23 protein-coding genes and 2 pseudogenes are annotated in these 26,721 nt (G+C 38.7%); 4 read left to right on the plus strand and 21 right to left on the minus strand.

Annotation, left to right across the window (positions count from 1 at the left end):
- Nucleotides 1-18: 18 nt before the first annotated feature.
- The 6 genes from nagE to CRI88_RS15065 form a co-directional block, all read right to left on the minus strand.
- Nucleotides 19-1,965: an N-acetylglucosamine-specific PTS transporter subunit IIBC gene (nagE, locus tag CRI88_RS15040; protein WP_058843734.1), complete on the minus strand. Its 1,947-nt coding sequence runs from the start codon at nt 1,963-1,965 to the stop codon at nt 19-21.
- 177 nt (nt 1,966-2,142) lie between these two features.
- Nucleotides 2,143-3,084 (minus strand): ABC transporter permease, encoded by a 942-nt coding sequence (locus tag CRI88_RS15045; protein ID WP_058843735.1) that lies wholly within the window; start codon nt 3,082-3,084, stop codon nt 2,143-2,145.
- A complete protein-coding gene (locus CRI88_RS15050) occupies nt 3,062-3,982 on the minus strand; it encodes an ABC transporter ATP-binding protein (protein ID WP_036117199.1) in 921 nt (306 codons plus the stop codon). Before CRI88_RS15050 ends, CRI88_RS15045 begins: the two co-directional genes overlap by 23 nt.
- 145 nt (nt 3,983-4,127) lie before the next feature.
- Nucleotides 4,128-4,820 carry an ABC transporter ATP-binding protein gene (locus CRI88_RS15055; protein ID WP_101966798.1) on the minus strand — a complete coding sequence of 231 codons (693 nt, stop codon included), beginning with the start codon at nt 4,818-4,820 and terminating at the stop codon, nt 4,128-4,130.
- 10 nt (nt 4,821-4,830) lie between these two features.
- Entirely contained in the window at nt 4,831-5,187 is a 357-nt protein-coding gene (locus tag CRI88_RS15060; protein WP_036117195.1) for a GntR family transcriptional regulator, read from the minus strand.
- Nucleotides 5,184-5,960 (minus strand): hypothetical protein, encoded by a 777-nt coding sequence (locus tag CRI88_RS15065; RefSeq protein WP_058843736.1) that lies wholly within the window; start codon nt 5,958-5,960, stop codon nt 5,184-5,186. The genes CRI88_RS15060 and CRI88_RS15065 overlap by 4 nt, the downstream gene beginning before the upstream one ends.
- A 288-nt stretch (nt 5,961-6,248) precedes the next feature.
- On the opposite strand from CRI88_RS15065, the gene CRI88_RS15070 reads away from it, so the two are divergent.
- Nucleotides 6,249-6,470: a hypothetical protein gene (locus CRI88_RS15070; protein WP_036117191.1), complete on the plus strand. Its 222-nt coding sequence runs from the start codon at nt 6,249-6,251 to the stop codon at nt 6,468-6,470.
- Between the two features lie 337 nt (nt 6,471-6,807).
- Here the strand turns inward: CRI88_RS15070 and CRI88_RS15075 are convergent, their stop codons facing one another.
- The 4 genes from CRI88_RS15075 to CRI88_RS15090 all read right to left on the minus strand — a co-directional run bounded on the left by CRI88_RS15075 (nt 6,808) and on the right by CRI88_RS15090 (nt 10,282).
- The gene (locus CRI88_RS15075; RefSeq protein WP_089932440.1) at nt 6,808-7,443 is read right to left on the minus strand and encodes an ABC transporter ATP-binding protein; all 636 of its coding nucleotides are present in this window, start codon (nt 7,441-7,443) and stop codon (nt 6,808-6,810) included.
- 6 nt (nt 7,444-7,449) lie between these two features.
- Nucleotides 7,450-8,865: a hypothetical protein gene (locus CRI88_RS15080; RefSeq protein ID WP_145991320.1), complete on the minus strand. Its 1,416-nt coding sequence runs from the start codon at nt 8,863-8,865 to the stop codon at nt 7,450-7,452.
- 41 nt (nt 8,866-8,906) lie between these two features.
- Nucleotides 8,907-9,689: an ABC transporter permease gene (locus CRI88_RS15085; protein WP_101966800.1), complete on the minus strand. Its 783-nt coding sequence runs from the start codon at nt 9,687-9,689 to the stop codon at nt 8,907-8,909.
- Between the two features lie 197 nt (nt 9,690-9,886).
- Nucleotides 9,887-10,282 (minus strand): hypothetical protein, encoded by a 396-nt coding sequence (locus CRI88_RS15090; protein ID WP_051891561.1) that lies wholly within the window; start codon nt 10,280-10,282, stop codon nt 9,887-9,889.
- Between the two features lie 496 nt (nt 10,283-10,778).
- On the opposite strand from CRI88_RS15090, the pseudogene CRI88_RS15095 reads away from it, so the two are divergent.
- A pseudogene (locus CRI88_RS15095) lies at nt 10,779-11,213 on the plus strand (HAD family hydrolase); the annotation flags it as partial.
- A gap of 17 nt (nt 11,214-11,230) precedes the next feature.
- Here the strand turns inward: CRI88_RS15095 and CRI88_RS15100 are convergent.
- From CRI88_RS15100 to CRI88_RS15115, 4 genes are all read right to left on the minus strand, one after another.
- A complete protein-coding gene (locus tag CRI88_RS15100; RefSeq protein ID WP_101966802.1) occupies nt 11,231-12,781 on the minus strand; it encodes a hydantoinase/oxoprolinase N-terminal domain-containing protein in 1,551 nt (516 codons plus the stop codon).
- Nucleotides 12,774-13,877: a DUF917 domain-containing protein gene (locus CRI88_RS15105; protein WP_058843739.1), complete on the minus strand. Its 1,104-nt coding sequence runs from the start codon at nt 13,875-13,877 to the stop codon at nt 12,774-12,776. The genes CRI88_RS15100 and CRI88_RS15105 overlap by 8 nt, the downstream gene beginning before the upstream one ends.
- Complete coding sequence (locus tag CRI88_RS15110; RefSeq protein WP_036117179.1) at nt 13,874-15,142, minus strand: cytosine permease; 1,269 nt, start codon at nt 15,140-15,142, stop codon at nt 13,874-13,876. The genes CRI88_RS15105 and CRI88_RS15110 overlap by 4 nt, the downstream gene beginning before the upstream one ends.
- 136 nt (nt 15,143-15,278) lie before the next feature.
- Nucleotides 15,279-16,883, minus strand: a complete 1,605-nt coding sequence (locus tag CRI88_RS15115) for a PucR family transcriptional regulator (RefSeq protein WP_036117176.1) — start codon at nt 16,881-16,883, stop codon at nt 15,279-15,281.
- A 141-nt stretch (nt 16,884-17,024) separates the two neighbouring features.
- Here CRI88_RS15115 and CRI88_RS15120 point away from each other — a divergent pair.
- Nucleotides 17,025-17,886, plus strand: a pseudogene (locus CRI88_RS15120) (pentapeptide repeat-containing protein).
- A gap of 35 nt (nt 17,887-17,921) precedes the next feature.
- Here the strand turns inward: CRI88_RS15120 and CRI88_RS15125 are convergent.
- The 7 genes from CRI88_RS15125 to CRI88_RS22530 all read right to left on the minus strand — a co-directional run bounded on the left by CRI88_RS15125 (nt 17,922) and on the right by CRI88_RS22530 (nt 25,569).
- Nucleotides 17,922-19,637: an FTR1 family iron permease gene (locus tag CRI88_RS15125; RefSeq protein WP_101966803.1), complete on the minus strand. Its 1,716-nt coding sequence runs from the start codon at nt 19,635-19,637 to the stop codon at nt 17,922-17,924.
- Entirely contained in the window at nt 19,612-20,871 is a 1,260-nt protein-coding gene (gene efeB, locus CRI88_RS15130; protein WP_058843742.1) for an iron uptake transporter deferrochelatase/peroxidase subunit, read from the minus strand. Before efeB ends, CRI88_RS15125 begins: the two co-directional genes overlap by 26 nt.
- A gap of 5 nt (nt 20,872-20,876) precedes the next feature.
- Nucleotides 20,877-21,746, minus strand: a complete 870-nt coding sequence (efeO, locus tag CRI88_RS15135; RefSeq protein WP_036117171.1) for an iron uptake system protein EfeO — start codon at nt 21,744-21,746, stop codon at nt 20,877-20,879.
- Between the two features lie 163 nt (nt 21,747-21,909).
- Nucleotides 21,910-23,109, minus strand: coding sequence for an MFS transporter (locus CRI88_RS15140; RefSeq protein ID WP_101966804.1), 1,200 nt, complete (start codon nt 23,107-23,109; stop codon nt 21,910-21,912).
- A gap of 14 nt (nt 23,110-23,123) precedes the next feature.
- Entirely contained in the window at nt 23,124-23,540 is a 417-nt protein-coding gene (locus CRI88_RS15145) for a MarR family winged helix-turn-helix transcriptional regulator (RefSeq protein WP_101966805.1), read from the minus strand.
- Between the two features lie 735 nt (nt 23,541-24,275).
- Nucleotides 24,276-25,217, minus strand: a complete 942-nt coding sequence (locus CRI88_RS15150; RefSeq protein WP_101966806.1) for an NERD domain-containing protein — start codon at nt 25,215-25,217, stop codon at nt 24,276-24,278.
- Nucleotides 25,218-25,374: 157 nt separating this feature from the next.
- On the minus strand, nt 25,375-25,569 hold the full coding sequence (locus tag CRI88_RS22530) for a hypothetical protein (RefSeq protein ID WP_139149509.1): 195 nt from the start codon (nt 25,567-25,569) through the stop codon (nt 25,375-25,377).
- Nucleotides 25,570-25,666: 97 nt separating this feature from the next.
- On the opposite strand from CRI88_RS22530, the gene CRI88_RS15155 reads away from it, so the two are divergent.
- Nucleotides 25,667-26,716 carry an NAD(P)/FAD-dependent oxidoreductase gene (locus CRI88_RS15155; RefSeq protein ID WP_036117163.1) on the plus strand — a complete coding sequence of 350 codons (1,050 nt, stop codon included), beginning with the start codon at nt 25,667-25,669 and terminating at the stop codon, nt 26,714-26,716.
- The last annotated feature ends 5 nt before the right edge of the window (nt 26,717-26,721 follow it).

The raw sequence follows: 26,721 nt of genomic DNA on the forward strand, positions 1-26,721 counted from the left end.
AAACAGCCCTATTTGTTGTTACTTTTTCATTGCAATAATATTGGTAGAGCCCGCTCGTTGATAGCCAGATTTTCCGAGTGTAATCTCTTGACCCATTAAACTTGTGAAAACAACTGGTGTGATCACAGAAGGTACTTGGTCTTTAATTTGATTGATATCAGCCTTTAAAAGCATATCTCCACGCTGAATTTTTTGACCATCCGTGACGAACAGGTCAAAGCCTTTACCATCAAGTTTGACTGTATCTAAACCAACATGAATTAATACTTCCAGACCTGCATCTGATTTCAAGCCAATCGCATGCTTCGTTGGGAAAATCATCACCACTTCCCCATCAAACGGTGCATAAACTGTGCCATCCATTGGACGAATACCAAACCCAGGACCCATCAACCCTGCCGAAAATGCCTCATCTGGCACTTCTGATAATGGCAATAAATCACCTGTCATGGGCATTTCAAAATCATGGAAGTTCGTTGTTTCATTTTTGACTGCTTCTTGCACTACAGGCTGTGCTGTTGGCACTTGTGTATTTGTAGGTGCTGGATTGCCTTTTTTCAAACGATCTTTGATAGCCTCTGCTAAAAACTCAACAGATGTACCAATAATCACTTGAACATTCGTTTTACTAATGCGCATTACCCCTCGTGCACCTGTTTGCTTCAATGTTTTTTCATCTACAACATTGGCATCCTGTACAGACAGTCGTAAGCGAGTTGTACAGTAATCCACTTGCTGAATATTTTCTTTTCCACCTAATGCTTCAATTGTATAGTAGGCACGTAAATCAACATCGTCAGAAATGGCAGCATTTGCTTCTCCATCCTCTTCCTCGTCGTCTTCACGTCCAGGTGTTTTTAAGTCTAATTTTTTGATTAAGAAATAGAATACAACAAAGTAAATCGCACCAAAGCCTAAGCCTAAAGGCAGTAAGAGCAATGGTTTATCTGCTAGACCTAAGTTTAATAAATAGTCAATTAAACCTGCCGAGAATCCAAAGCCATCACGGAATCCAACGATATAGGCCACAGCGAGTGCTATACCTGTTAGTACAGCATGAATACCATATAGAACTGGTGATAAGAACATAAATGAAAACTCAATCGGTTCTGTAACACCTGTTAAAAAAGCTGTCAAAGCGATGGAAAAGAACATCCCACCAACGACAGGACGTTTTTCTTTTTTCGCTGCAAAGTACATCGCCAAACATGCTGCTGGTAAACCAAACATCATGATTGGGAAGAAACCAGCTTGGAAATGTCCAGCTGATGGGTCTCCCGCTAAGAAACGGTGGATGTCCCCTTTCACCACTTCGCCCGCAGCATTCGTAAATTCACCAAAATCAAACCAAATGACCGTGTTAATGACATGGTGTAAACCAACTGGAATTAATAGACGGTTGAAGAAACCATACATTCCAACACCAAGTGATCCTGCGCCAATCATCCAATTGCCGACAGAATCAATACCACCTTGAATTGGTCCCCACACAATCGCTAAAATACTAGCTAAAATCGCCATGGTAATGGACGTAATAATCGGTACAAAGCGCCGTCCGCCAAAGAATGATAACCATTCTGGAAATTTCACATTATAATATTTGTTATATAATAAGCCTGCCGTAATACCGGCAATAATACCACCAAACACACCCATATTTAATTCTTCATTAACAGTTCCTAAAACGGCCACTAATACAAGATGAGCAATCGCACCTGCAAGTGCTGCGCCCCCACTGCTATCATGTGCAAATCCCATCGCAATCCCAATCGCAAAAATGATTGGTAAATTGCCAAGTATAGCATTGCCCGAAGCGGCCATAATACTAGCAATGTACTGGATTGCTTCATTCGGTACGGCTCCAAGCATATCCCCTGAACCTAAACGCAATAGTAATGCTGCTGCTGGTAATGTAGCGATTGGAAACATGAGAGACTTACCGATTTTTTGTAAGAAAGCAAACATTATTTATCCCCCTTTGGTATAGTTGTCTAGACCACTTTAGTAAAAAAAAAGCGTTTTCACTAAGTTGCTATTATTATAGGCGCAATTCAAAAAAAAATAAATACTTTTTTAATATTTCGTGTTGCCCAATAAAAAAACCGCACCCTAATTCAATTAGGGCACAGTTCTTATTTTAGATTATGCAGTTATATCACGTTTCATAAAGGTTGTATAACTAATCACAAGGAACAAGAATGCATAAACAGCAAGCACAGTTAAAGAGAAAGGCATCGTAACATCCGCAATCATGGAGCCACCACCATGTTCATACTGTGTTAAATCTGAATGCGTGAGCCAAATGTATTTGACAATGTCGTATCTACTCAAGAACATAACAATCATGCCACCTGTAAAGGAGAGGAACATCGTTAAACCAATCGCTAATGAGCTTGAACGGAACACCGAACCTACTAAAAAGGCAAATAATGTAGACATAACAAAATCACCACTAGAAAGTAGATAATGATACGCTAAATCCCCCCATACAGCCTTTTCAACTACTTGACCATTGACGATTTCTAATTCGACACCTGTTCCCATACCAAACAAGATCAAGCCCACAAGAGCACTTACCACCACATTCACAGCATATAAGAATAAACCAAATAGGAAGGTTGACAGTAGTTTGGACGTTAACACTTTCGCACGAGACATCGGACGTGTTAACAGCATTTTAATCGTACCCGTTGAAAATTCGCTCGACACAATACTAGCCGCTGTAATAACCGTAAATAACGTAACAAGTGTGAGCATACCACTTGTAAAGGACATAAAGCTCGCAAGACTATTATCCTTTTGACTAGGCGCATCATTAGCTAAACGATATTCAGAAATAGCGATTTGCTCTTCATAACGGGCCTTATCTTCCTCCATTAAATCATCACTTGCAAGCATCTCCTTGTTCGCTTGGATTGCTTGCTGCTCGATCTCCTGCCAGGAGCCTTCATCTGTTGATTTTACTTCATAATATTTCATGATAGCACCAGGAACAAGAATAACAAGAATGAGCATCGCCACCATTGCCCAGGTTCCCTTTTTATGCCATAATTTCATCCACTCATTTTGAATTAGCTTCAGCAATTTGTCCGCCTCCAGTCATTTCTAAGAATTGATCCTCTAATGTTTTTTGATGTGGCTGTACAGCAAATAGTTGCATACCCGCTTGCACTAATTGAGTCGTCAATGCTGGAACATCCTCTTTCTTCATTTCCACTACATAGCCATCATTTTCAGCAACGAAATGGTAATCATGCTGTTCAAAATGAGCAGACAGCTGTTCTTTTGGCTGTGCCTCCACATAATAAAAGGATGAGCTTTCATTGTGAATATCACGGAGGTCAATGAGTTGCCCATTTTGAATCACTGCCACGCGATCACACATTAACTCAATTTCAGATAATAAATGACTCGATACAAAAACGGATACGCCATCTTCCGAAGCAATCTTGCGCAGGTACATACGGAACTCACGAATACCAGCAGGGTCTAAGCCATTTGTTGGTTCATCTAAAATTAAAAACTTCGGTCGATGTAGCAGCGCCTGCGCTAATCCTAGTCGTTGGCGCATCCCTAGTGAATACGTAGAAACCTTTTCATGTATACGGTTTTCAAGACCCACCTGTTGAACGACCTCTTGAATTCGTTCTTTCGTCACATTTTTATGCATACGTGCAAAATGGAGTAAATTTTTATAGCCTGACATAAATTTATACATCTCTGGATTTTCGACAATTACGCCAACCTTACTAATGGCTTCCTCATAATGCTCTTGTAGGGAAAGTCCATCAATAATGACATTGCCCTCTGTTGGATGCATCAGCCCGGTCATCATTCGTATGGTCGTTGTTTTCCCCGCTCCATTCGGTCCTAAAAATCCTGTAATCTGCCCTGGATATAAATCAATGTTTAACTGTTGAATTAATTGCTTGCCTCGAATTGTTTTCGATAAATTTTGCAATTGTACAATTGGTTCTGTCATATTTTTTCACCCTTTCTTATCCATTTCGCCTTGGCATAATGGCGTCCCGATTTTGATTGTCCTTCCACGATCAAAATCTATGACATCTGCCAGCGACTATATCCTCAATCAGTAGATGCTATTGAAGCAACACTGCTAAAAATGCTTACTGACGATAAAATCCCTTCATCCACTCGACTGCGTCCTTATTCGCCACATCGCGTAAGGTTTCAACTTCTTCATAAGCCGTGATGGACCCCGCCTGCAATAAAATAATTTGATCTAAAATAGGTTCTACCTCATATAATTCATGTGTTGATAGCAAAATCGTTTGATTTTCGATATCTGTAAATTGAATTAAGCCCTTAATCAACTGCTCTCTCACAATGGGATCAAGCCCAGCAAATGGCTCATCCATGACATAAAAAGGAACCTCTCGACCAAGCGTAGCAGCCATTTTCATCCGACCACGATTACCCTTTGATAATTGACGTAGCTTCGTATTTTTATCCACCTGTAAAAATTGTGCGACAATACAGGCCTTATCATAGGAAAAATCTTCAAATTGAGAGGCATAATACTGGAATAGCTGTTCGCCCGTATAATACTCAAAAAACAAATCAGTATCGGGTAAATAAGCAATTTGGTCCGCACTTCTACGTGTGACAGGCTTGCCATTCAGTGTGACTTTACCGGCAGAAGGTCGTAATAAACCTGCTAATACTTTCATTAGCGTAGATTTACCACTTCCATTTTCCCCTACAAGCCCAATGATTTGTCCAATCGGGAAGGAAAAGGATATATCCTGTAAAATCGGCTTTTTCTTATATTGAAAAGACACATTTGATAGCTCTAACATACCCTTCACCTCACGCTTTATTTTTCAAAACATCAAGCATTTCTTCCTTTGAAAAGCCTAATGCCTCAATCGATGTTAAAAAGTTTTCAGCTAGCTGATTTTTCATTTCTTCTCGTAATAATTCAATGCGTTCCTCATTGCTTGTAATAAATGTACCCTGACCTCGTTTGGTTTCCGTTATCTTCATCGCCTCTAACTCCTTATAGACACGTTGCACCGTATTGACATTCACACCTGTTTCAACTGCATATTCTCGAACGGACGGCAGTCGATCTCCCAGCCGTAACTTTCCCTTCAAAATGTCCCCACAAATTCGATCGACAAGCTGGCTATAAATCGGTTTATCACGTGAAAAATCCATTGTCATCGTAATACCACCTTTTCAAGCCATTTGGATGCTGCTAAAAAGAGCAGTAGCATGAATAATGTCATTGCCACTTCTTCGACAACATAAAACGAACCTAGCATCCATTCCATTGTCATCTCTTTCCCTTTTGGTAAGTACTGTTCGATATGGCGAAGCGAAACTTCTCCACGGAGGAAGATCGTTTGGTACAGCTCACTTTCCGTCATTCGCACCCAACCAGCTGTCGTTAAATAAAATGCAGCCATTGTCAGCACAATCGAAAAACGTCCTATTACGCGCTTCAACTGCAAATAAAAAGCTAAAAAGAATAAAAGAAGGATAAATAGCATTAATTGGAAAATCATTAACACAATAACAACTAATACCAAAGTCAATAAAATTTGTCCAGTACTTACAATCAGTTCATCTTTAATATTGTAGATGGCTATACTCGTAAAAAGTGTATTGAAGAGGACATAGCCTATTAACGAGCAAACCAACTTTGCACCGATAAGCTTCGTGATAGAGCTTGTTGAATGTAGCCAGCTCTCCTTTGCTTTAATATCCAAACGCAGCGTCGCTAAAAATTGTAAGACAGAATAAAATCCGCCTAGAGCAAGGACGAGCATCGTAAAGGCAAATGCTAGTTGATTCTCATGCGCAAAGAGATCAACATATTGATGTAATACATAGGGAACGATCCAAGATAACATGAGACCAATAAATATCCCCACTAGAAACCATGATCGGTAAAGTACCCATTCTTTTTTTAAAAGCCCTGCAAAACTTTTCAACCTCAACACCTCATGTCATAGTGTACTAGTCAAATAGTACACTATGACTTTTTAATTTTCAAGTGGCAAATACAAGAAAAAGGAAAAAACTTTTTCTTTAGGTCTGTCCTTTTAAAAAGCCTTCCATTCCTTTATTCTTTTGCAATATGAATGAATATTTGATTGAATAAACGGGGCTCATTTGTGCATGCAGGAATACTTCTTTATCTAAACGTCGCTTCTCGAAGGTATTCGCATGTGAAAAACAGAATATATTGATAGCATTCTAAGAGATAAGGTGGTATTTGAATGGAGAAAAGAGTTGTCTTTGACTTTGAAATTGAGTTTACAAATGGAGGTGGCATACAAGGGCAGGAATTCCGTCTTGATCTTAATGGAGATGATATATCGGACGAAGAGCTAGCAAAGTATATTGTGGAAGATATGCGCTTGCTTATGGTAGATAAGGTGCAAATCCTCAATAAGAAAATTATTACTGAAAAGCATAAACGAAGCACTCTTAATGAGTAATAAGAAAGGATATGGAGCTAGTATTGCTTTTGATTTAAAAATTCCCTTCATCCTTTATTTATCAGCAAATGCAAAAACTCCATTTTGAAAAAAATGATCAAAATGGAGTTAATCTTTCTAACTAAGTATGGAATTTTTATAAGAATATTTAATCAATTAAATGAGCTTCTAATGCTTCTTCAATTTATTAAAATACCATAGTCTGTAAAAATCTTCATCATGTTTTGGACACTTATAATCAATTGCTATTTGAGAAAGATCCTCTATTCACTTATAGCTTTTAGAAGTTGATCCTTCTAATTATAGCTTCTGAGTTAAATTGTTAATAATATTACTTTTATAACTTCTCTAACTTAAATTTATTTATTCTATAAACTTCATCACAAAGAAGATCGATATCCTCTTGATTATGACTGGTCATAATAATTGTTTTCCCTTCCTTTTTATAATTAAGTAAGAGGCTACGTAAGTTTTCTACACTTTCAAAATCTAAAGCATTAAATGGTTCATCTAATATTAATACTTCTTGATTTTCCATAAATGCTTGTGCTAAAGCTAGCTTTTGCTTCATGCCTAGTGAATACTTCCGTACTTTCTGTTCAGCTGTGGGCTGAAGTCCAACTAATTCCATTGTTTTAATGATTTGCTCATCATCAATTTTATTCTGTATCATAGCCAGAGATTTTAGATTTTCAAAACCCGTTTTATTTCCTAAATATCCTGGCCTATCAATTATGACTCCAAAGTTCTTAGGAAAAGTTATATCCTTATGTAAATATTCTCCCCTGATTACTATTTCACCATGATCGGGTCTAACAAATCCACAAATCAACTTAAATAATACAGATTTCCCAGAACCGTTAGGACCTACAATTCCATATATTTTCCCCTTTTCAATAGTTAAATCTATATCTTGAAATATAGTTAAGCCCTTATAGGACTTTTTGACATTTCTTACTTCAATAAGGCTCATATATAGTCATACTCCCTCAAATATATATTTTTTGTTAAGTAAATAAAATATACATACCCCTTCAACTAATACTATAAGGATCAAATACAATGATACGATCATTGGTGATGTGCCATATATCAAATGGCTGTACCCATTTAAACCCACTGGAATGTATTTATAACCAGGGAATAATAATGCGATAAAGATGCCTATAGTAACCAAATTGGTTGAACTGCTCTTTGAAACTATTTGTAATGTAATCGACAGCAGAATGTAAATGCTTATTTGTAGAAAGCCATTGATAAAAAAGTGATATAGCAAAGAAGTAAATTTCATATCTTCCACTACTGTCACTCGAAAGGAAAATTCAATGCCCTTAAAATATGCCACTGTTAAAGTCAATATAAATATAAAAAACAAATACAATATTGCCATTAATAAAATATTACGCAACCATTCGCCCATCCATTTAAACATAGAGTTGTAGCGAATAATTTTGTAGTAGCTCAACTCAGAAAACTCACTTGCTAAATAGATTTGTGCCAAATATAAAAAGCCGAAGAAAATTACTATGTAATACAAATACGACAAAAAAGTATAACCCTCAGATGATGTACCGAAAAAATTAAGGAGAAATAGATCAATTACAGTATTACTTCGGGTATCTGCCATAAAGTAAGTTCCTAATACTAATACAAAAAGGTATACTACTATGCCCGTCTGAAAAGAAGTAAAGCTGACTATTTGTTTTCCATCTTTAAATTGCACGGCTAAATAGATTAATCCAAGAGAAACAATTGCTATTAAAGGGATAGTTAATGTGTTATTCCAAAGATTTAATGTTTGGAACATAACAACATAGTTTGATAAAGACAATTTCGCTAAATACTCAGGGAAAAGTTTCCAGGATACAAAAGAAAATATATATAGAACCGTAACAACAAAGCTTATCCATCTCCATGACTGAAGAAAGACATATATAGTAGTAACCGACATTAAAATAATAAATGTCGTAATAACGAACATAACTATTTGATATAAAAGAGCAAGAAGAGGGAGATCAAAATACTGTCTCATAATGGCAGTAGGTTCGAATAATTTACTTCCAGAACTCCATTCACTTGCAAAGGGAAGCCCTATACTCATGATGAATGCCACTAATAGCCAAACTATAATCGTCAAAGTTAAATACAATAAAATTTTCTTAGAAGCGATGAGTACCCACTTTTTATATGAGCCTAATCTGATCAATATATGATATTCAAAGCCTTTTACTAAAAAAGTTACATAGAAATATAAGAGGAATGGTAAAACGAAATAAATAATTAAGTTAACATCACTTAGTAATATTATTAGTAGATCCCAAGCATTAACAGGTGCATAACTTTCAATAATTGTTCTTCTTATTCCAAAACAATAAATAAAAATAACGAAACCCAACACATTCCACCTTAACTGCAGCAACTCATTGATAAGACTTCTCAAAATAACCATTCTGTCGAATTCCTTCTCTTAAGATATACATAACTCACAATCACAATTATTAATAAAAACATAAATGGTACAAATACAGTCCATAAGTCTTGTTGCATTATAGAGTACGGAAAAACTGTATATAATGGTGCAAACTTCGAAATACCTAACACAGCAGAAACAAAGCTCATTGCTTGATACCATACAAATGGTATCGATAAAGCAACAAAGGAATTATCTAAGATCAAGCATAAGATTAAAGGTAAAGTAGCATATAAAACTCCATTGATACCTACCCAGAGGGAGTATATAAATCCATACATAAAAGGTCCGTAAACTAAGAGTTGATCGAATGTTACCGTACCAGGCATATTCCCACTATCTCCAATATTAGTGATGAATGCAAATTGGGGGTTTATATATTGAGCAAAGAGGAATGGTAAAAACGCATACAAAAATGAAACCCCAAATGAAAGAAGTGCATTTACTATGATTTTAGCGTTCAAATAGATATTAAAATCTATTCTTATTTTGGTATATGTTAAATAATTATTATTTCTCTCATGAATGATTGTATCTGCAAAAACGAATAATACTAAAATTGGAAAAATCATTGCTCCAATACCATTGAGCAAACGCCCATAGAGATCAATATTGTCAGTGAAGTAATAGCCTTCATGGATTATTAAATATTGTATCCATACGGGTAAAATAATAATAAGAAACCAAGTTAGAACTCTATTAAACGTAAGTATTTGCTTAAATTCAACCCCTATTTGTTGTTTTAACATCTCTCTCTCCTATTCTTCGACTTAAAATAACAAACATCTAAAATAACGGTAACTTTACAAAATTCTAGTTTCCCTAATTAATAGTATCAACTCTAAAAAAGATAGATTAAATAGGGTTACTTATTAACAAAGACCATGTGGATTTAAAATCCTCATGGTCTTTAAATCTGTTTAAACAGGTTGACAAAATCCGTGAATTAGTTACCTTGGAATGTTCCAGTAACGGTGATAGGTAAAAATGATGTTACATCAGAACTGAATCTTGCTTGTATATATTTATCTTTTTTAATTGAATTTTCTAATAGATAGCCCTTATTAACATGAGATAAACGTACCCAAGGACCCGTATTTGTAAGTTTTGCCGTCTCTGCTCTTGCATCTAGTTTACTCTCGTTAGAGATAGAATCAATAAATAAATATCCATCCTTATCTGAGATAGATTTCTGTTGATATCCATCAGCTGATGATTGATTTAAACCAGGAACAGACGCATTGATGTTACGGGGCTCTGTAAGAGCTTGTACGTTTAACACGCCAGTTGTTAAAAGACCCAAGGAAAGTACTCCCGCTATTACTTTGCTATTTTTTTTCATCTTAACTTCTCCCTCCAACTAATAGTTTTTCCACTTAATTCAACTATAACTCGGTAAATTTTCAATCTCTAGAATGAGTAAAGGATAAAACTTTTGAGAAAATAGTAAATTAAATATCTTAATGTAATGGAATTTTCCTCATTATAAAGGAAATATATTCACCTCTAATCTGCATAAAAAACCCATTACTATTTGAATATACCATTATTCCATATTTTTACAATATTATATTTTGGAGGTTACAACTTGAGACATTTATTTACTGCCTAACAATATCTTGAAAATTTTAGAGGGAAAGTTTAAAAACTTTTGTGTAACCTTATTCAGCAAATCTGCTTTGGTTCGTTTCAATATCTTTCTTCACAATCTTTATAGCAACTTCAAAAAACTATTTCACTTTCAGAAATCTACGAAGCTGAAATGATTTTTAATAAATTTTTACAAATTCACAGCTAGTTGAAAGCGATGCTATTTGATTTAGACGATACATTACTGAATCGAAGACTTTTGGAATCGACAGTTTCCTTGTTGTTTTTCTATCAATCAAAATACGTTGAATATTATCTATTCTATCAAAAAGCATGTACAAGTTGGCATTATCACAAACGGGTCGGCTCAGAGACAAAAAGCAAAAATCATGCACACTCATTTAACTAGCTGTTTCGATCTCCTCATTATTTCTGAGGAAGTGGGCTACAGCAAGCCTGACAAGCGCATTTTTGAACTTGCCTTAAACAAGCTTCAAGTGCAACCAGAAAATGCATTATTCGTTGGAGATGACTTAGAAAAGGATATCGGCGGCTGTCAGCATGCAAAGATCAAGGGTATATGGTTCAATCCATATAGGCGCAAAAATGATACTGACATCAGACCCTATGCAGAGATTCATTCGTTTGATCCATTAGCAAAAGGAAGAGCCCTGTTTGATTAGGACTCTTCCTTTATGTGTTAGACCATTTTCCCTACTACTTTTACCTTTAATCTTGTTGCATTTTCTGGATGATAGGCTAGTGGTGTTTCTTCTACTTCTACTAGCTCAATCGTCTCCTGAATGGCTCCTGCTAATACTGCTTGTTTTACCGCTTTACTTTGGGCATCCTTTAATGATTCCTCGCGAGGTTCCTTGGCATAAATATAAATTTGCTCATATTGACCGCTAATTTGCGCAATAGAGGCACCGATGGCATTCGCCACACCACCATATTCATTTTTCACAATAGTGGAAACGCCTCGAATCTGTTCTGGCACGATAATCCCCCCACCGCCTACTAAGACCAGTGACACATCCTCTGAGGAGGTTTTCATCTTATCAATGGCCTGCCCCAGTAAGGAAGAAATTTCTTGTTGAACGGCTTTGGCAAATGCTTCATCTAGATGTGCGACTAAAGTGGGGTCGCCTACTTCTGCTAAGCCTAGACGGACAGCGATATCCGTTGTTGTTAAAGTCGAGCCACCAAAGACAAGTGCCTCCTCACTAATTTGATAGCCTACACTATCTGGTCCAACTGTAATTTTGTCACCGTTCACACGAACAATACTACCACCGCCAAGACCAACTGAAATAATATCTGGCATCCTAAAGTTTGTCCGAATGTCTCCTACTTCCACAGCAACTGAAGATTCTCGTGGGAATCCATCCTGTAATACGCCTATATCTGAAGTCGTTCCCCCAACGTCCAGCACCATTGTATTTTGAATTTGGGATAAATACGACGCTCCACGAATACTGTTTGTTGGCCCACAGGCAATCGTTAAAATTGGGAATTGTTTTGCATAATCGATGGACATTAACGTACCGTCATTCTGACATAAATAAACGTCTACATTAAAAATACCTTCCGTTTGAAGCGCCTGGACAAAGCCCTCTGTTGTTGTCTCAATGACCTTACATAATGCCGCATTTAGAATCGTTGCATTTTCACGTTCAATTAGCCCGACAGAACCAATTAACGAGGAGCAAGAAATAGGAAATTCCTCCCCATAGACCTCTTGAATCCATTCACGAACCTGTAATTCTTGATCGTTTTTAATAGAAGAAAAGACACCAACAATTGCAATCGATTCTACTTGGTCGTGCCATTCCTCTAATAGTTTTTTAATTTCTTCTCGATTAAGAGCACTTAATAATTGACCATCGTATTCATAGCCACCATGTGCAATCGCATAATGACCCGACAATTGATCAATCATATCCGCTGGCCAAGCTGTATAAGGAAGTACTGATGCCGTTGCTGGATAGCCTAACCGAATAACACCGACTTTTGCTAGCTTTTTACGTTCAACAATGGCATTTGTACATTGGGTTGTCCCTAACATTGCATGTGTTATTTTTGCTTTATCAATATTTGCACCCTTGAGTAATTGTTGCAAGGACTTTTCAATACCCGTTTTAATATCTAAGCTTGTTGGTGATTTCACACTGTAAATAAGTTGACTATTATGATCTAAAAGGATGGCATCCGTATTTGTTCCGCCCACATCAATTCCAATTTTATACATGTTTTGCTACCTCCTTTTTCACCATTTCCTCAATTGGCATGTAATCATAATCATAGCCAAAGTATCTTGGTCCTGCTGTTTCAATGCCTTTTGCTGTACGCCACTTTTCATGTGCTGGTAAGCCAATCACACGCACACGTTTACCATATTTTAAGCTTTCTGTTGTAACAGGCAATAATGTTTCATAATCCACCAAACAAATTAAGTCTGGCGTCATCGCAACAACCTGCTCGTTTTTCTCTGCTAATAAGTTTTCATTTTGGAAATGAACCTTCATTTGATCGTTTTTATAGGAATCAATCCCTTCAAGATTCATTTTACCTAGATTAAACCCACCTTTTGTTTCACGAATAACATCTACTATTTTTCCTTGGAATAGCTCATAGCCCTCTACAAGCGTTAAAAGATTTTCTAGCTTATCGTTCACCTCTTGATCTTTAGAGGCAATAATTTCACCGATTTTTTCAGAAAGCGTCACAATATGATGAACACCACTTTTCTTAATTTGTGCACCGGTCGTAGGATACAGGCTCACTAGAGAACTAGCGCCCATCTCTACCGTTGCAGTTCGGGCGAGACGCTCCGTCCATTTATTATCAATCGTTTCAAAAATACCAATATTCCCTTTTTCATCTGTGATGGCCATTGGGGTTGCCGAAATTCCATCTAGGTTAAAGGTCACCATTTGTAATTCCGGGAATGCACGACCCATCCCGTCGCAATCAATCAGCGGTAATCCAAGCTGTGCAGCTACTACAATCGGAATCATCGAATTGACGCCGCCCGCTTCCATTGGATAAGTGCCTGCAATTTTTTCTTTTCCTAAATATTGAGCAAGCTTTTGGAATACCTTGACAAATTCATCCCCACGTGGAAATTTTTCTACTAACACGGAAGGTGCACCCATCATCGCTGCTGGAATGAAAAAGTCATCATCCCCAATTTCATCCACCGAATACAACTTCACAGGCCCATTTTTTTCGATGGCAGAAAGCGCCATAAGTTTCCCAATGTATGGATCTCCGCCTCCACCTGTTCCTAGAAATGCTGCACCAATGGCAATATGTTCAATAGCTGCTTGATCTAAATATCTCATCTATGTTCCTCCAGTATGACCGTTTTTTGTATGGATAGACGATACCCAATATAATAAATAACGAATGAAATAATAATGCCAATCATCGGTTGATTTGGCAGTGATGGCAACTCAGGGAATAAAGAGAATACCACTGGCATACAGGCAATCATAGCCCCTACTAACCAAGAAAATACGCCTAATCGATTGACCCCTTCCACCTCATGCCAGCTAGCTGCTTTGCCTTTATGAATCACCCAATAGGAGGCAATCATCACCCCTGCAACAGGTGGAATCATGGCCGATAAGATCGACATAATAGGTGTAAAATAATTTAATATCCCAACTACCGCTAAAATTGTGCCAATTGTTCCTGCAACCCCAATCGCTAAGCGCTCTTTGTTTTTGGCAACATCGAACACATTAATTAAAGCGATACCGCCAGAAATGGCATTGACCAAATTCGTTTTCCATGTCGCTAAAATCAAGCCAACCCCGCCAATAAACGGTGTTGCGATATGCAGAAAGACAGCTGTAATATCACTTGTCTGATAGGCAATCGTTAAGATGGCTCCTACTGCAATCATTAGTACACCAGCTGGAATAATGCCCAATGCAGCGGCCTTGACTACATCTGAACGTTTTTTGGAAAATTGCGAATAATCTCCCGCTATGACAGCCCCTAAAGCAAAAGATCCAATCGTTACAGCTAAACCATCCATAAAGTTCATATTCCCCTGTGGCTGATAGTCTCGAATAAGCTGTAGCTGATCGCCCGTTAATGTTTGCCCTAAACCGTAAAGGCAAATGATGACAAGTAATGGTACGGCGATATAGCTTAATACACGTAACACTTTCATTCCATAAAGAGCGGATACGACCATCACCATACCACTTATCAATGAAGCAAGCGGAATAGGTATATTCAAATGATAGATTGCTAGTAAATTCGCTAAGGCAACGCCACAAACATTGGCCTGAATACCAAACCAGCCTAAGCAAGCAATGGCTAAAATAATGGACAAAATAGTACGAGAGCCTTTTTTACCAAACACTTGCCCTGCCACATGAACAGTTGGTTTTCCTAAATCACTGCTTTGCATTCCTTGTAAAATCATAATGAATACGACAATCGCGTAGCCTACAAAAGCGACAGCAAGTGCCTTTGATAGACTCATATTTGTTATGAGTGCGTTACCTACTAATAAACTGGGAATACAAATCATGGCACCCGCCCAAATAATGCCTAAGCTATACCATGATTGACCTTTGTTTTCGTTTTGCATATGACTCCCTCCTTGTTATTGCTTGATTGGTTAATGTTCTTCATTATAAAAGAAAGGGTGGTTTCACGTCTTTTGCGTAAATGAAAAAAATAATCTGAAATTTTGTTCAAAATGACAAAATTTCAGATTATTCTAATCAATCATTAATTAATCGATACAGCATACAAGCCATATACACATCGTAAAATTCTGCGTATACTGTGACATCTGTGCCAATCAACTCACTAATTTTTTTAATGCGATATTTCACTGTATTTTTATGAATATAAAGTAGCTCTGCACAGCGCTCCACACTAGCATTTGCGTCTAATAAAAAGGTAATTAAGGTCTGTAAGGAATCATGATCGCGCAAGATAGGTTCAATGACAGACAAATACTCTTCAATCATTTCTTCTCCCTGTATACTGACATCCATCGCCCTTTTCATGGAGCGTACTTCCGCTGCCGTAAACAGCTTTTGCATTGGATAAATGGTATGGGCCTTGTCCCCCACCTGATTGACCAATTGATACATTTGACGAACAGACTTTGTATTTCTCATTTTGGGCGCATAAACAATTTCCGCTATTTGAGCAGTATAGCTTGTAGTATCGTTAAATTCAGTGGCAATTTCAAATTCATGATGTTTATACAAACAATTCCCTAGTAACACAATTATACAATGATCAATGCATTGTATCACTCTTGTTTGGTAATACTTGGACAACTGCTCTTCTAATTCATCGCGAATTCTTTTTTCGTCCGCTAAATCATGCATGTAGACGAGCCACATCATTTGAATGGCGGAAACATCTATATGAAGGAGATTCGCTAATCTTCTCATTTTTTCACTTTCATCATTAATAATGGCTTTCACTAAGGCATACTCACTTACCTCATCATGCTTGTCCCCCCATAAATTAATGGCTACTTGCACAACCTCACTTACTTTTTCAATCGTTTTGGCAGGCAGTTTTGTATTTTCTTTAATTAAGAATAAAAAGAGGGGCTCGCCATTTTTCTGATGCACTCTTTTATAGTCAACGACACAGGAGACATCACTTCTTTCTAGCTCTAGCTTTCCTGTTTCGTGCTGGAAGTTGGCCTGCGAGCATTCTTCAATAACGTTCGCTACATCTAATGATGAATTTCGTGGCCACATCACTTGATTCACAATATCAAAATGATTATTTGTGAGCACAATATTGGCTTTCAAACGATCTGAGAGCATTTTCAGCGTAATTTCAACACTTCTTAAATGCTCTGGCAGTAAGGATACCTTTTCCAACGTTTCTTTCACAAAATGATCATTCACACCTTGATTGCTAACAATTGCCTCCATTACCTCATAAATTACCTCGTTATAACGCAGTGAATAATCATTTCTTGGCATACAAATGATAATAAATCCTTGCGCCTCCGCTAAGTCAAGCACTTCCTTTGGAATATCGGGCAAGACAATACCGACATAATATAAAATAAGACCAAGCTCTCCTAAATCATGTAAATGCTGAATCGTTTCGCATTGCTGCTCCACACTATCTCGTATGGAGTAAAAAGAGCTAATGACAATCTCTTCTGCATACCATTCCTCTTGCACACGATTAATAATTTTAGAATAAAAATCAACATTGGATACCTCTAATACAGATAAGGAAGATACCGTACGATGTAAATTATTTCGACCTGTTAGCACCTCTGCCCCCCGAAAGGATGGCAATTGTAATAATTCATTGACCGTTACCCCATGCTTCACCACCACTTTTCTTCACAACTCTTTTGAAGAAGAATACCATATCCCCTACGATCTTTCAAAATACAGTTTTATCCTTATTTTAACTGCTAGTCTGTCTTTAATAATAAACTATTAACTATATGAATGAGGTAAGAGAGGACAATGAGGATGTCACATCAGACAAAAAGAGCTACCTCTGTTGGCAAAAAATCCGTGAAAGCTTACAGGCGGATTGCCAAAGCTGTTTCGGCTTATGCTGTACCGCTTTAAATATCGTTGCTTCCAGTGACTTTACCATCAATAAACCAGCTGGCTCCCCATGCCCTAATTTACAGGATGACTATAGCTGTCATATCCATAGCAAGCTACAAGACACAGGCTTTAAAGGCTGTACGGTTTTTGATTGCTTGGGTGCTGGGCAGCAAGTGTCACAGGTCACGTTTCATGGACAAGATTGGCGACAATCCCGTGAGCATGCTGACAAGTTGTTTCGGGTTTTCCCAATCATGGAACAGCTTTACGAAATGCTTGCTTATGTAGCTGAGGCCTTATCCTATCAGGTGAACAGCCGCTTGATGAGCAGCTTCTAACGCAATTGGAGCAGCTACAACAAGCAAAATCACTTGATGCCGATGCCTTATTAGCACTCGATATGATGGCTATTCGTATGCCTGTCAATGCGCTATTACTACAAACAAGCGAACAAATTTGTCAACAGAGGCTGAAAGGCAAAATCACGCGACATTTGAATCAGCGTGGAGCGGATTGGATGGGCAAAAATTTAAAAGGCAAGGATTTACGAGCGACTGATCTAAGGGGTAGCTATTTAATCGCGGCCAATCTTCAAGATGCTAATTTACAAGCAGTAGATTTCATCGGAGCTGATTTACGTGATGCCAATTTACGTGGGGCTGACCTTTCGACAAGACTGTTTTTAACACAAATGCAAATGAACGCCGCACAAGGTGACCGCTCTACTAAATTGCCTTCCTATCTGAAACGACCTGCCCATTGGCAATCAAAAAGGTAGATGGCGGTTTACGTACGCTCATCTACCCTTTATCGTTAGGCTCGTTTCTTTTTATAGATTATAGTAGCTGCCACTAACACAAGTAAGATTGCCTGCCCAATGATGGTTTCCGCTGTTGGATAGAAGCCAATCAGGCTAATGACAGGTAAGCCATCAACAATCGTCGTGGACAGATTATCCGTGAGCTGCAATGTATGCAGACTGACACCAATAATTTTAAAGGCTAATACATAAATAAGCACCGTTGCGACAGCAAAAAATTTATGGATGGAGATTTTGCCACTTGCTTTAAATAATACAATAGCCAGTACAGTAAGTATAAGCAGTGCTATAACAATCCCAAGAATAAATTGCGAAGTCTCCATTTTCGGTGCAATACCCGCGTAAAAGACTAGTGTTTCGGCTCCTTCACGGAAGACCGATAAGAAACTAATGGCAGCCATCGCAAAAATAGAACCACTAGAAATGGCATTGCCCATTTGTTTCGAAATATAGCGATTCCAACTGACTACACTTGATTTACTATGCAGCCAAATACCAACACCGATCATCATCGCTGCTGCAACTAGCCCAACATAACCTTCCATTAATTCTCGATTCGTATCAATTGTTGCTGAATTCAAAATCGTGGACATGAGGATGGCAGCAATGGCTGATAATAGAACGCCGACAAACGCTCCAACATAAATCCATTTGCGCATCTTATTCTGTCCTGATTTATTGAGGAATGATACTAAGGCTAAAATAATCAGTAGCGCCTCTAGTCCCTCACGCAGCAAAATTAATGCAGCATCCCAAATTGTATAATCTGAATCCCCTTGAATCAGTTCGATTTCAGTACGGAAAGTATCTAATTTTTTTGTGATTGCTTGCTGATCGACGTTGGATTTTAATAAATCACTTGCGATAATCGGCATATCACTTTCGATTTTCGTATAAAGACTGCCATTACGTGTGGAAATTTCAATCTCTACACTTGGCCAAATGGTAATAAACTCACGTATTTTATCAGAAGCCGCCTGATAATCACCAGCATCAACAAAGTCCTTTGCCTCATCGATATAAGCAATCAATGTCGCTAACGAATAGTCCCCTTCAACCACTTCAGCTGTTTCGTTACCAGCCACAAAATCCTCAATCGTTTGCTGCAAATCCTCAAATTGAGATTGCATAAGGGCTATATCTGGCTCCTCTGCCGAAATGGCGATACGTAGAAATGCCATTTGTGTTTCGATTTGCCCATACATCGCAATGCTTTGCTCACGCACAGGGCGCTCATTTTTATTCCATTTGCTATTAAAATCTTTGTAGGCTTCATCAATAGCCTGAATGTCCCCACCGGCTAAAGCTTTTTCGAACTCTGCCATGATCGGCTTAAACTTTTGCCCAAACTCTGCTCGCTGTGCCGCTTCGTCCACTGGATTTTCAAGTTTTTCTAGGGCACGTAATGCATTCGACAGTGCCGACAACGCCTCTAAACGCTCGTCTTTGGATGTTGCTTCAGTAGCCTGCTCAAGCTTTTCATCGACCTTTGCTTTGGCATCTTTCTGCTCTGAAGAAACTTTAGCCCAGTCCGCAGCAAATTGTTCGAGCGCCTGCTTGGCCTCCGTCTCTTTATCCTGCTTCGTATTCATTAGTGCATCACTAATCGCAATATATAAATGGCTATAAGATTGCGCTGCCTGCACAGGTAGAGCTAAAGTTAGGATTAAGGCAATGATAATACTACAGCGCGTTAAAAAGTGCTTCACCTAAATAACTCCCCTTTTGTACACCAGGGAAGCAAGCAAACACGGCACTGCCTCGATGGGTAATATACTCATTCATTTTATCCATACGCCCTAAGCTATTTTGGATTGTTGTAAATTGGGCTGGGTCTTTTTGAAAAGAAATAAAAATTAGCCCTGCATCATGGGTTCCTGTATTCGACATGACACCCGATGCATACGAGTAAGAACGTCGTAAAACACGTGCACCCGATTTACGTGCTAAATGAACATGTGACGTATCAGGCATAATATAATTGCCCTTGTCATCCTTTGCCTCTACATCAAAATCATCAAATTCCTTTGTTTTGCCAAATGGTGCACCACTGTCACGATAACGACCAAATGTAGCCTCTTGATCTTTCAATGATGTGCGATCCCATGTTTCAAGATGCATTTGAACTTTTCGTGCGATTAAATAAGAGCCGCCCTTTAGCCAGCCTTTATCCACCCACACAATCTTATTTAAGTCTTTTTCATCCGTAATGGCTGGATTCACCGTACCATCCTTGAAGGCAAAGAGATTTCGAGGTGTCCCTCCACCAGCTGGAAACGAGTTAAAGCCAGCCTGTGACCATTTAATCTCTACTTTACCAGAAGCAGCTCGTACTAAATTGCGCACTGCATGGAATGCCACCTGTGGATCATCTGCACAGGCTTGAATACACAGATCACCACCTGTATATTCCTTCTGTAGCTGATCTTTAGGGAAATGTGGTAAATCCTTTAGCTCCGCTGGTTTTACATGCTGCATTCCCAGTTTATCGAATAGTGAAGGACCTACACCGATAGTAATCGATAAATTGGCTGCATCTAAGCCCTCTGCCTCTCCTGTATCACCTGTTGGTACTCTCGTATTCGTCGAAACATCGACCATTAATTCACCATTCATTAAACGCACAACAAGAGGTGTCCATTGCTGGAACAACTCTTGTAGTTCCTTCTTCGATGTCACTAACACATCTAAAGAAGCAAAATAAATATTCGTTTGAACAGGTGTCACGATACCCGACTGGTGCTCGCCATAGAAATTGATCTTATTGCTAGCCGTCGTGCTATCTGCTACTGTCTCAAAAACATCATAGCCCATCGCTTTCATGACACCACCCAAACCGGAGGCACCAATGGCAACACCTGCCACACCGATGCTTGTCAGCTTCAACATATCACGTCTAGAAATTTTTTTATTAATCAATTTTTCTTCATTGGACGTTGTCATTTTTTTCACTCCAAAATGATCCCCATTTGACTTAATGGTTCACCAAGCTGATTCACCGCTGCCGCAAGTGCTTTCGTATTGTCTTCCGTTAATTCCTCATAGGATACATAACCACCATCAGCCGTTGCATGCTGCGCTAATAAATCGTCCACCGCTTTAAATTTTTCATCAAGTGTTGACACTAGTGTTGAATCTTTCGCTTCTAATTTTGAACGTAAAATTTCAAAGATTTTTTCTGCGCCTTCAATATTCGCTTTAAAATCATACAGGTCTGTATGTGAGTAAATTTCTTCCTCACCAGTAATTTTAGATGTTGAAACCTCATTTAATAAATCTACCGCACCAGTAATCATTAAATCAGGTGTCACTTCCACCGTTTGCACTAGTGCATGTAATTCCTTCGCATCCGCAAGCAGTTGATCTGCTACAGCCTCATAACCTTTAGTTGTATTTTCTTCCCATAATGCATACTCAAGCTTATGATAGCCTGACCATTCTTCCTCGCCTTTTCCTTCTTCTTGAATATCCGCTAAACGTCCATCAATGCGAGGGTCAAGATCACCAAAGCTTTCTGCGATTGGCTCTGAGCGCTCAAAATACATACGTGCTGGCGCATACGCTGCTTTAGCGCCTTCAATATCGCCCGCCTTGAATAAATTCACGAATTTTTCTGTGTCCAGTAAAAATTGATCCATTTGCTCTAAAGCAAATTGCTGATAGGCTGATAGTTCAGCAGATAAATCCACCTCTTGTGTCGCTTGCTCTGCCTGTTCTGTTGCCGGCTTGTCCTCTTTTTTAGCTTCTTCTGTATTGCCACAGCCAGCCATTAAAATGCCCCCTGCTACTAATACCGACAAAAATGATCTGTTTTTCATACTTAGTACCTACTTCCGAATTAGTTTTATATTTGTGATGATAATGATTATCATCATCTATTGCAACAACTATTTTTTGAAATAGAAAAAAACGTCATTTTTCAGTTGATCTGTATACACAACTAGAAAAATAACGTTTTTTCTACAATATAATGATTCTAATCTACAAGATTTTTGCTTGTTTCAAATTTTCATGTTTTCCATGTAAGAAATAATAAAGCACAATCGATACAAAAATGACAAAGACCATAGCAAAGAAGATCGCACTGTAGCCCATAGAAGGAACAAATAACCCTAAGAAATAAGGCCCAACACCTAAACCTAAATCATAAAATATAAAATACGTAGATGTCGCAAGTCCTAAACGCTCATTCGGTGTCACTTTAATAGCAATCGCCTGCGCAACGGAGTTGAAGTTTCCATAGCCAACCCCGATACAGGCAGCAGCGATTAAAAAGGCGATCGTTGTTGTCGCTGAACTAAAGGCATACATGCCAATCGCAAAAAGCACTAAGCAAGGATAGATAATAATATTAGCCCCTCGCGTATCTAATAATTTCCCTGTAAATGGGCGGGTAGCCAAAATGACAATGGCATAAATAATAAAGAAATAGCTTCCTGCTGATACTAAATGTAGCTCTTTTGCATAAAACGTCATAAAGGACATGACACCTGAGTAGGCAAAGCCAATAACAAGTGCCACAAAGGCAATCGGCACCGCACGCATTTCAATAAAGTTTGTCACCTTAAAGCCTGCCTTCACAGCTGTATCCGTCGCTTTTTTCGGTGCATCTGGCACGGTCACTATGAAGTACATAAAAAAGCAAATAATAGCTAAAACCGAATCGACTGCAAAGATCATACGATAATCCTCAAACAATTGTGTTAATAAAATGCCAATGAATGGACCAATAGCTGTCGCTAAAATCGCACTTAAGCTATAATAACCAATCCCTTCGCCACGTCGTTCCGGCGGTAGAATTTGTGCAATAATGGTTCCCGTTGCTGTACTAGCGATTCCAAGAGCAATCCCTTGTATTAAACGATTAACCATAAGCAGCGGTAAATTGCCTGCTACAAAATAAGACATCGTGGATAACATAAATAACAGCAAGCCACAAAACAATGTTTTTTTGCTACCCCAATCACCAATAATACGCCCTGTACCAAGCCGCCCTAACAATGTTCCAATAATAAAAATACTCGATACCAGCCCCGCTGTACTTGTAGAAGCATTAAAATGCTCCACAGCATAAGCCGCGATGGTCACCATTAATAAATAAAAGATTAACGTAATGGTAAAATTAATAAGTGAGACAATAAAAAAATCCTTTGTCCATAGTTTCTTTCTAGTTGCTTCCACGTTACTCTCTCCTACTAATTGATATTCATACAAATTCTTGCTAAAACCTGTGTCGCAATGTCAATATCTTGCTTCGGCACACCTGCCAATGCCTGCACAAAAAACGGATTTAGATGCGACTTTATTTCCAGCACAAGCTCTTCCCCATGCTTTGATAGATGTACCAGTTTTTCACGCTTATCCTTGCCCATCATCGTTTCCACATAGCCTAGCTCCACCAATTTATGTACAAGCTTCGTGACACTTGGCTTCTCTATAGACATGAAGTTAGCGATATCTACAAAAGAATGTGGACCCTTATCCTTCAAGAAACGAAGCACTGCCCACTGCGAGCTATATAACTGATAAGGTTCAAGCTGCACATTCAGCTGATTAATAAATGGCCTATACATTAAGCGGTACTGATTAAAAAATTCCTGTTCAATTGTCACACTATCACTTCCTTTTAAATTAGTTAGCCTAGCTAACTATATACTTAAAAAATCCATTTGTCTAGTAGGAAATAAGCGAACCCTTGCTCAGCAAGACAGGTTATAGCGCTCTTTTTGTGAGTTCTATCCTGTCCAATTGAAGCAAGCGTATACGCTTCTTTGTTCTATGCAAAAACTTCACGCATATCCTCCTCTTTCTCCACTCTATCCATCACTTCGTGCGTTCTATCCGCTACTTTCTCTAATTTATCCAACACTTTTCTTTTCCTATCCACCATCCTCATGCGTATCCTCTACTTTCTCCGCTCTATCCACCACTCTGCGCGTTCTATCCGCTACTTTCTCTGTTCTATCCAACACTTTTCTTTTCCTATCCACCATCCTCATACGTATCCTCCTCTTTCTCCACTCTATCCACCACTCTGCGCGTTCTATCCGTTACTTTCTCTAATTTATCCAACACTTTTCTTTTCCTATCCACCAATTTCACGCGTATCCTCTACTTTCTCCACTCTATCCATCACTCTGCGCGTTCTATCCGCTACTTTCTCTAATTTATCCAACACTTTTCTTTTCCTATCCACCATCCTCATGCGTATCCTCCTCTTTCTTCGCTCTATCCATCACTTCGCGCGTTCTATCCTCTACTTTCTCTGCTCTATCCACCACTCTGCGCGTTCTATCCACCAAGCAACACATTCAGACCGCTTGAATGGTTGCTGGGCTTTTAAATCCTTAATCTATAATCCAGTACTTCCTATGCTTTTTTTCACCCTCTGCTTTCAAAGGTAGTTGCTGCAACAATTTGTACGCTAGGTTTGGAGATTCAATGGCGAAGAATTCACGAAAGCTTCGATTGGTCAGCTGTGGTCCGACTAGTAATCGGTAGTCCTCCAATGTTCGATTTAATGCATTGTGATCCACCAATCCACAGCGAGGGCAAGTCCATTTTCTATAGTGATACTGTAATCGCTGTCCATTCCCACAATGAGGACATACTACGCCTTTCATCATTTCCTTAAAAGGCACAGTCATCTCTTTTTTTAACCTTGTGTGCATCGACAATAAACGTGTCGCAAAGGGTAAGAGGGTTTCTGCCTTTACGGGTTGATACATCTCTGTCCATCTTTGGATACAAGAACGCAGCCCCGTCACATGAAATATAGGCTGCCCCTCAAACCCCTTTGTTAAAATTCCATTTCTCGTTGCCAGTACAACTGCATGCACAATTGGTAAATGAAAACGTTCACGCTGTAATAATTTTTTCATCCAGGCCACATGCCGCTCCAGTTGAAGAAATGGATCAACCATCCCTTCGACCGTACCCTCTATGGTCGTGCGTGTTAGTTGAGCGTATGAAGCATCATATGAGAGAATGCCTGTTATATTTTTGATTTCTAGGATCAGTAAAAAATGGGGACAGAGAAAGATGGTGTCCATTTGATGTGTTGAACCGAAGTCATTCATTGTTTGAAAATCATGGAGAAAATAATGGGGGGTTGGTAAGTCCAGCTCAAGCCATTCTGCATCGACACGCTGTTCACCAGCGAGCCCTGCTTTGACACGTCCTAAACGCTCTCGTACATGCGCGTATTCCTTGTGTGTCTGAGGCAATCTTTGTAGCATCGCCTCCAGTATTTTCTGCGAATCTGATGGTTGCCGTGCTAATAGAATCATGTATTCACCTCCTGCCCTGATTATATAAAAAAAGAACCACAACAAATGAGGTTCTCAAAAACTTGAAAGGTCGATGTTGTAAAATTAATTTTTCACAGTTTTTATTAGATCAAAAGTCTGTTCTTTCGAGCAGCAACTCACGTTTGCTAACACTTTTCTAGTCATTCAATAAATACAAGAAGTGTGCCGACATAACCATTTCAGCAAGCTCGCTCCACTGAAAAGTGGCAATATTAGTAGCGCGAACCAACAAGGCTACACCATCTGTTATAGAGACAGCAGCAGTCACTAGCGCATCCTGTAAATCGGAACCTCTCTTTCTTTTTACATCTTTCCATGCTATGCTATTCACAGCTTAAAATGATAATCATTATCACTAGATTTAGTCTAGTTTCTGATAAGAATTTGTCAATTACTTTTTACTATTTTTTAAGGATGTGGCAATAAAAATGCAACATGTATATGATGTGACAATTATTGGTGGCGGCCCTGCTGGCTTATATAGTGCCTTCTACAGCGGTCTGCGTGGATTAAAAACAAAATTGATTGAGAGTCAATCACAGCTTGGTGGAAAAGTATTACTTTATCCTGAAAAGCTGATTTGGGATATTGGCGGACATCCTCCTGTTTTAGGCGAGCAATTTGTCAAACAATTAATCGAGCAAGCCAAAACATTTGATCCTACCATTTTGACAGATACAAAAGTAGATTTGATTGAACGCCAGAATGATGTTTTTATTATCCATACAGCAGCTGGTGAAAAGCATTATTCTAAAACGGTGCTGCTAGCTGTAGGTGGTGGTATTATTAACCCTCAAAAACTGACGCTTGAGGGCGCTGAAAAATATGAAATGTCAAATTTACATTATACCGTTCAATCCTATAAACGTTTTGTCGACAAAGATATTATGATTTCTGGTGGTGGTAATGCAGCCATCGATTGGGCTGTTGAGTTAAGCCCAATTGCTAAAAGCGTGACCCTAGTTTACCGTAAAGAGCATTTATCAGCGCATGAAGCAACGGTACAGGAAGCACTTGATGCGGGAGTAAATATAGAGTGCAATACGACGATTACAAAGCTGTCAGCGAATGCTGATAAAACGGCTATTCAATTAGTAACATGTGAAAATACGAAAACGCAGCAAAGTTATACCCGTCAAATCGATGAGGTGATCGTTAGTCATGGCTATAACCGTGAGGCATCTCTCGCATTTGATGAAGCCATTGCTATTCCCAAAAAGGATGATTATTATTTTGAAGGGAAAGCAACAGGTGAAACGGCACAGCCAGGTATTTTTGCGGCTGGTGATATTTTATCATTTGAAGGAAAAATCCACTTGCTACTAGGAACATTCCAAGATGCAGCCAATGCGGTCAACTCCATTAAAACGTATTTGGAGCCAACAGCCTATCGTCATGGCATGGTATCGTCTCATAATGAGCTATTTAAAGAAAAGAATCGCTCGATTATTGAAAAACAACTTGTCCAAGCCGATTAAGCACG

Source organism: Lysinibacillus fusiformis, assembly GCF_002845985.1.
GTDB lineage: Bacteria > Bacillota > Bacilli > Bacillales_A > Planococcaceae > Lysinibacillus > Lysinibacillus fusiformis_D.

Bases quoted from the DNA above. Each gene is read 5' to 3' on its own strand.
- nagE (WP_058843734.1), bottom strand. From the start codon at position 1,965: ATGTTTGCTTTCTTACAAAAAATCGGTAAGTCTCTCATGTTTCCAATC.
- CRI88_RS15050 (WP_036117199.1), bottom strand. From the start codon at position 3,982: ATGACAGAACCAATTGTACAATTGCAAAATTTATCGAAAACAATTCGA.
- CRI88_RS15055 (WP_101966798.1), bottom strand. From the start codon at position 4,820: ATGTTAGAGCTATCAAATGTGTCTTTTCAATATAAGAAAAAGCCGATT.
- CRI88_RS15060 (WP_036117195.1), bottom strand. From the start codon at position 5,187: ATGACAATGGATTTTTCACGTGATAAACCGATTTATAGCCAGCTTGTC.
- CRI88_RS15070 (WP_036117191.1), top strand. From the start codon at position 6,249: ATGGAGAAAAGAGTTGTCTTTGACTTTGAAATTGAGTTTACAAATGGA.
- CRI88_RS15075 (WP_089932440.1), bottom strand. From the start codon at position 7,443: ATGAGCCTTATTGAAGTAAGAAATGTCAAAAAGTCCTATAAGGGCTTA.
- CRI88_RS15085 (WP_101966800.1), bottom strand. From the start codon at position 9,689: ATGTTAAAACAACAAATAGGGGTTGAATTTAAGCAAATACTTACGTTT.
- CRI88_RS15090 (WP_051891561.1), bottom strand. From the start codon at position 10,282: ATGAAAAAAAATAGCAAAGTAATAGCGGGAGTACTTTCCTTGGGTCTT.
- CRI88_RS15100 (WP_101966802.1), bottom strand. From the start codon at position 12,781: ATGTATAAAATTGGAATTGATGTGGGCGGAACAAATACGGATGCCATC.
- CRI88_RS15105 (WP_058843739.1), bottom strand. From the start codon at position 13,877: ATGAGATATTTAGATCAAGCAGCTATTGAACATATTGCCATTGGTGCA.
- CRI88_RS15110 (WP_036117179.1), bottom strand. From the start codon at position 15,142: ATGCAAAACGAAAACAAAGGTCAATCATGGTATAGCTTAGGCATTATT.
- efeB (WP_058843742.1), bottom strand. From the start codon at position 20,871: ATGACAACGTCCAATGAAGAAAAATTGATTAATAAAAAAATTTCTAGA.
- efeO (WP_036117171.1), bottom strand. From the start codon at position 21,746: ATGAAAAACAGATCATTTTTGTCGGTATTAGTAGCAGGGGGCATTTTA.
- CRI88_RS15150 (WP_101966806.1), bottom strand. From the start codon at position 25,217: ATGATTCTATTAGCACGGCAACCATCAGATTCGCAGAAAATACTGGAG.
- CRI88_RS15155 (WP_036117163.1), top strand. From the start codon at position 25,667: ATGCAACATGTATATGATGTGACAATTATTGGTGGCGGCCCTGCTGGC.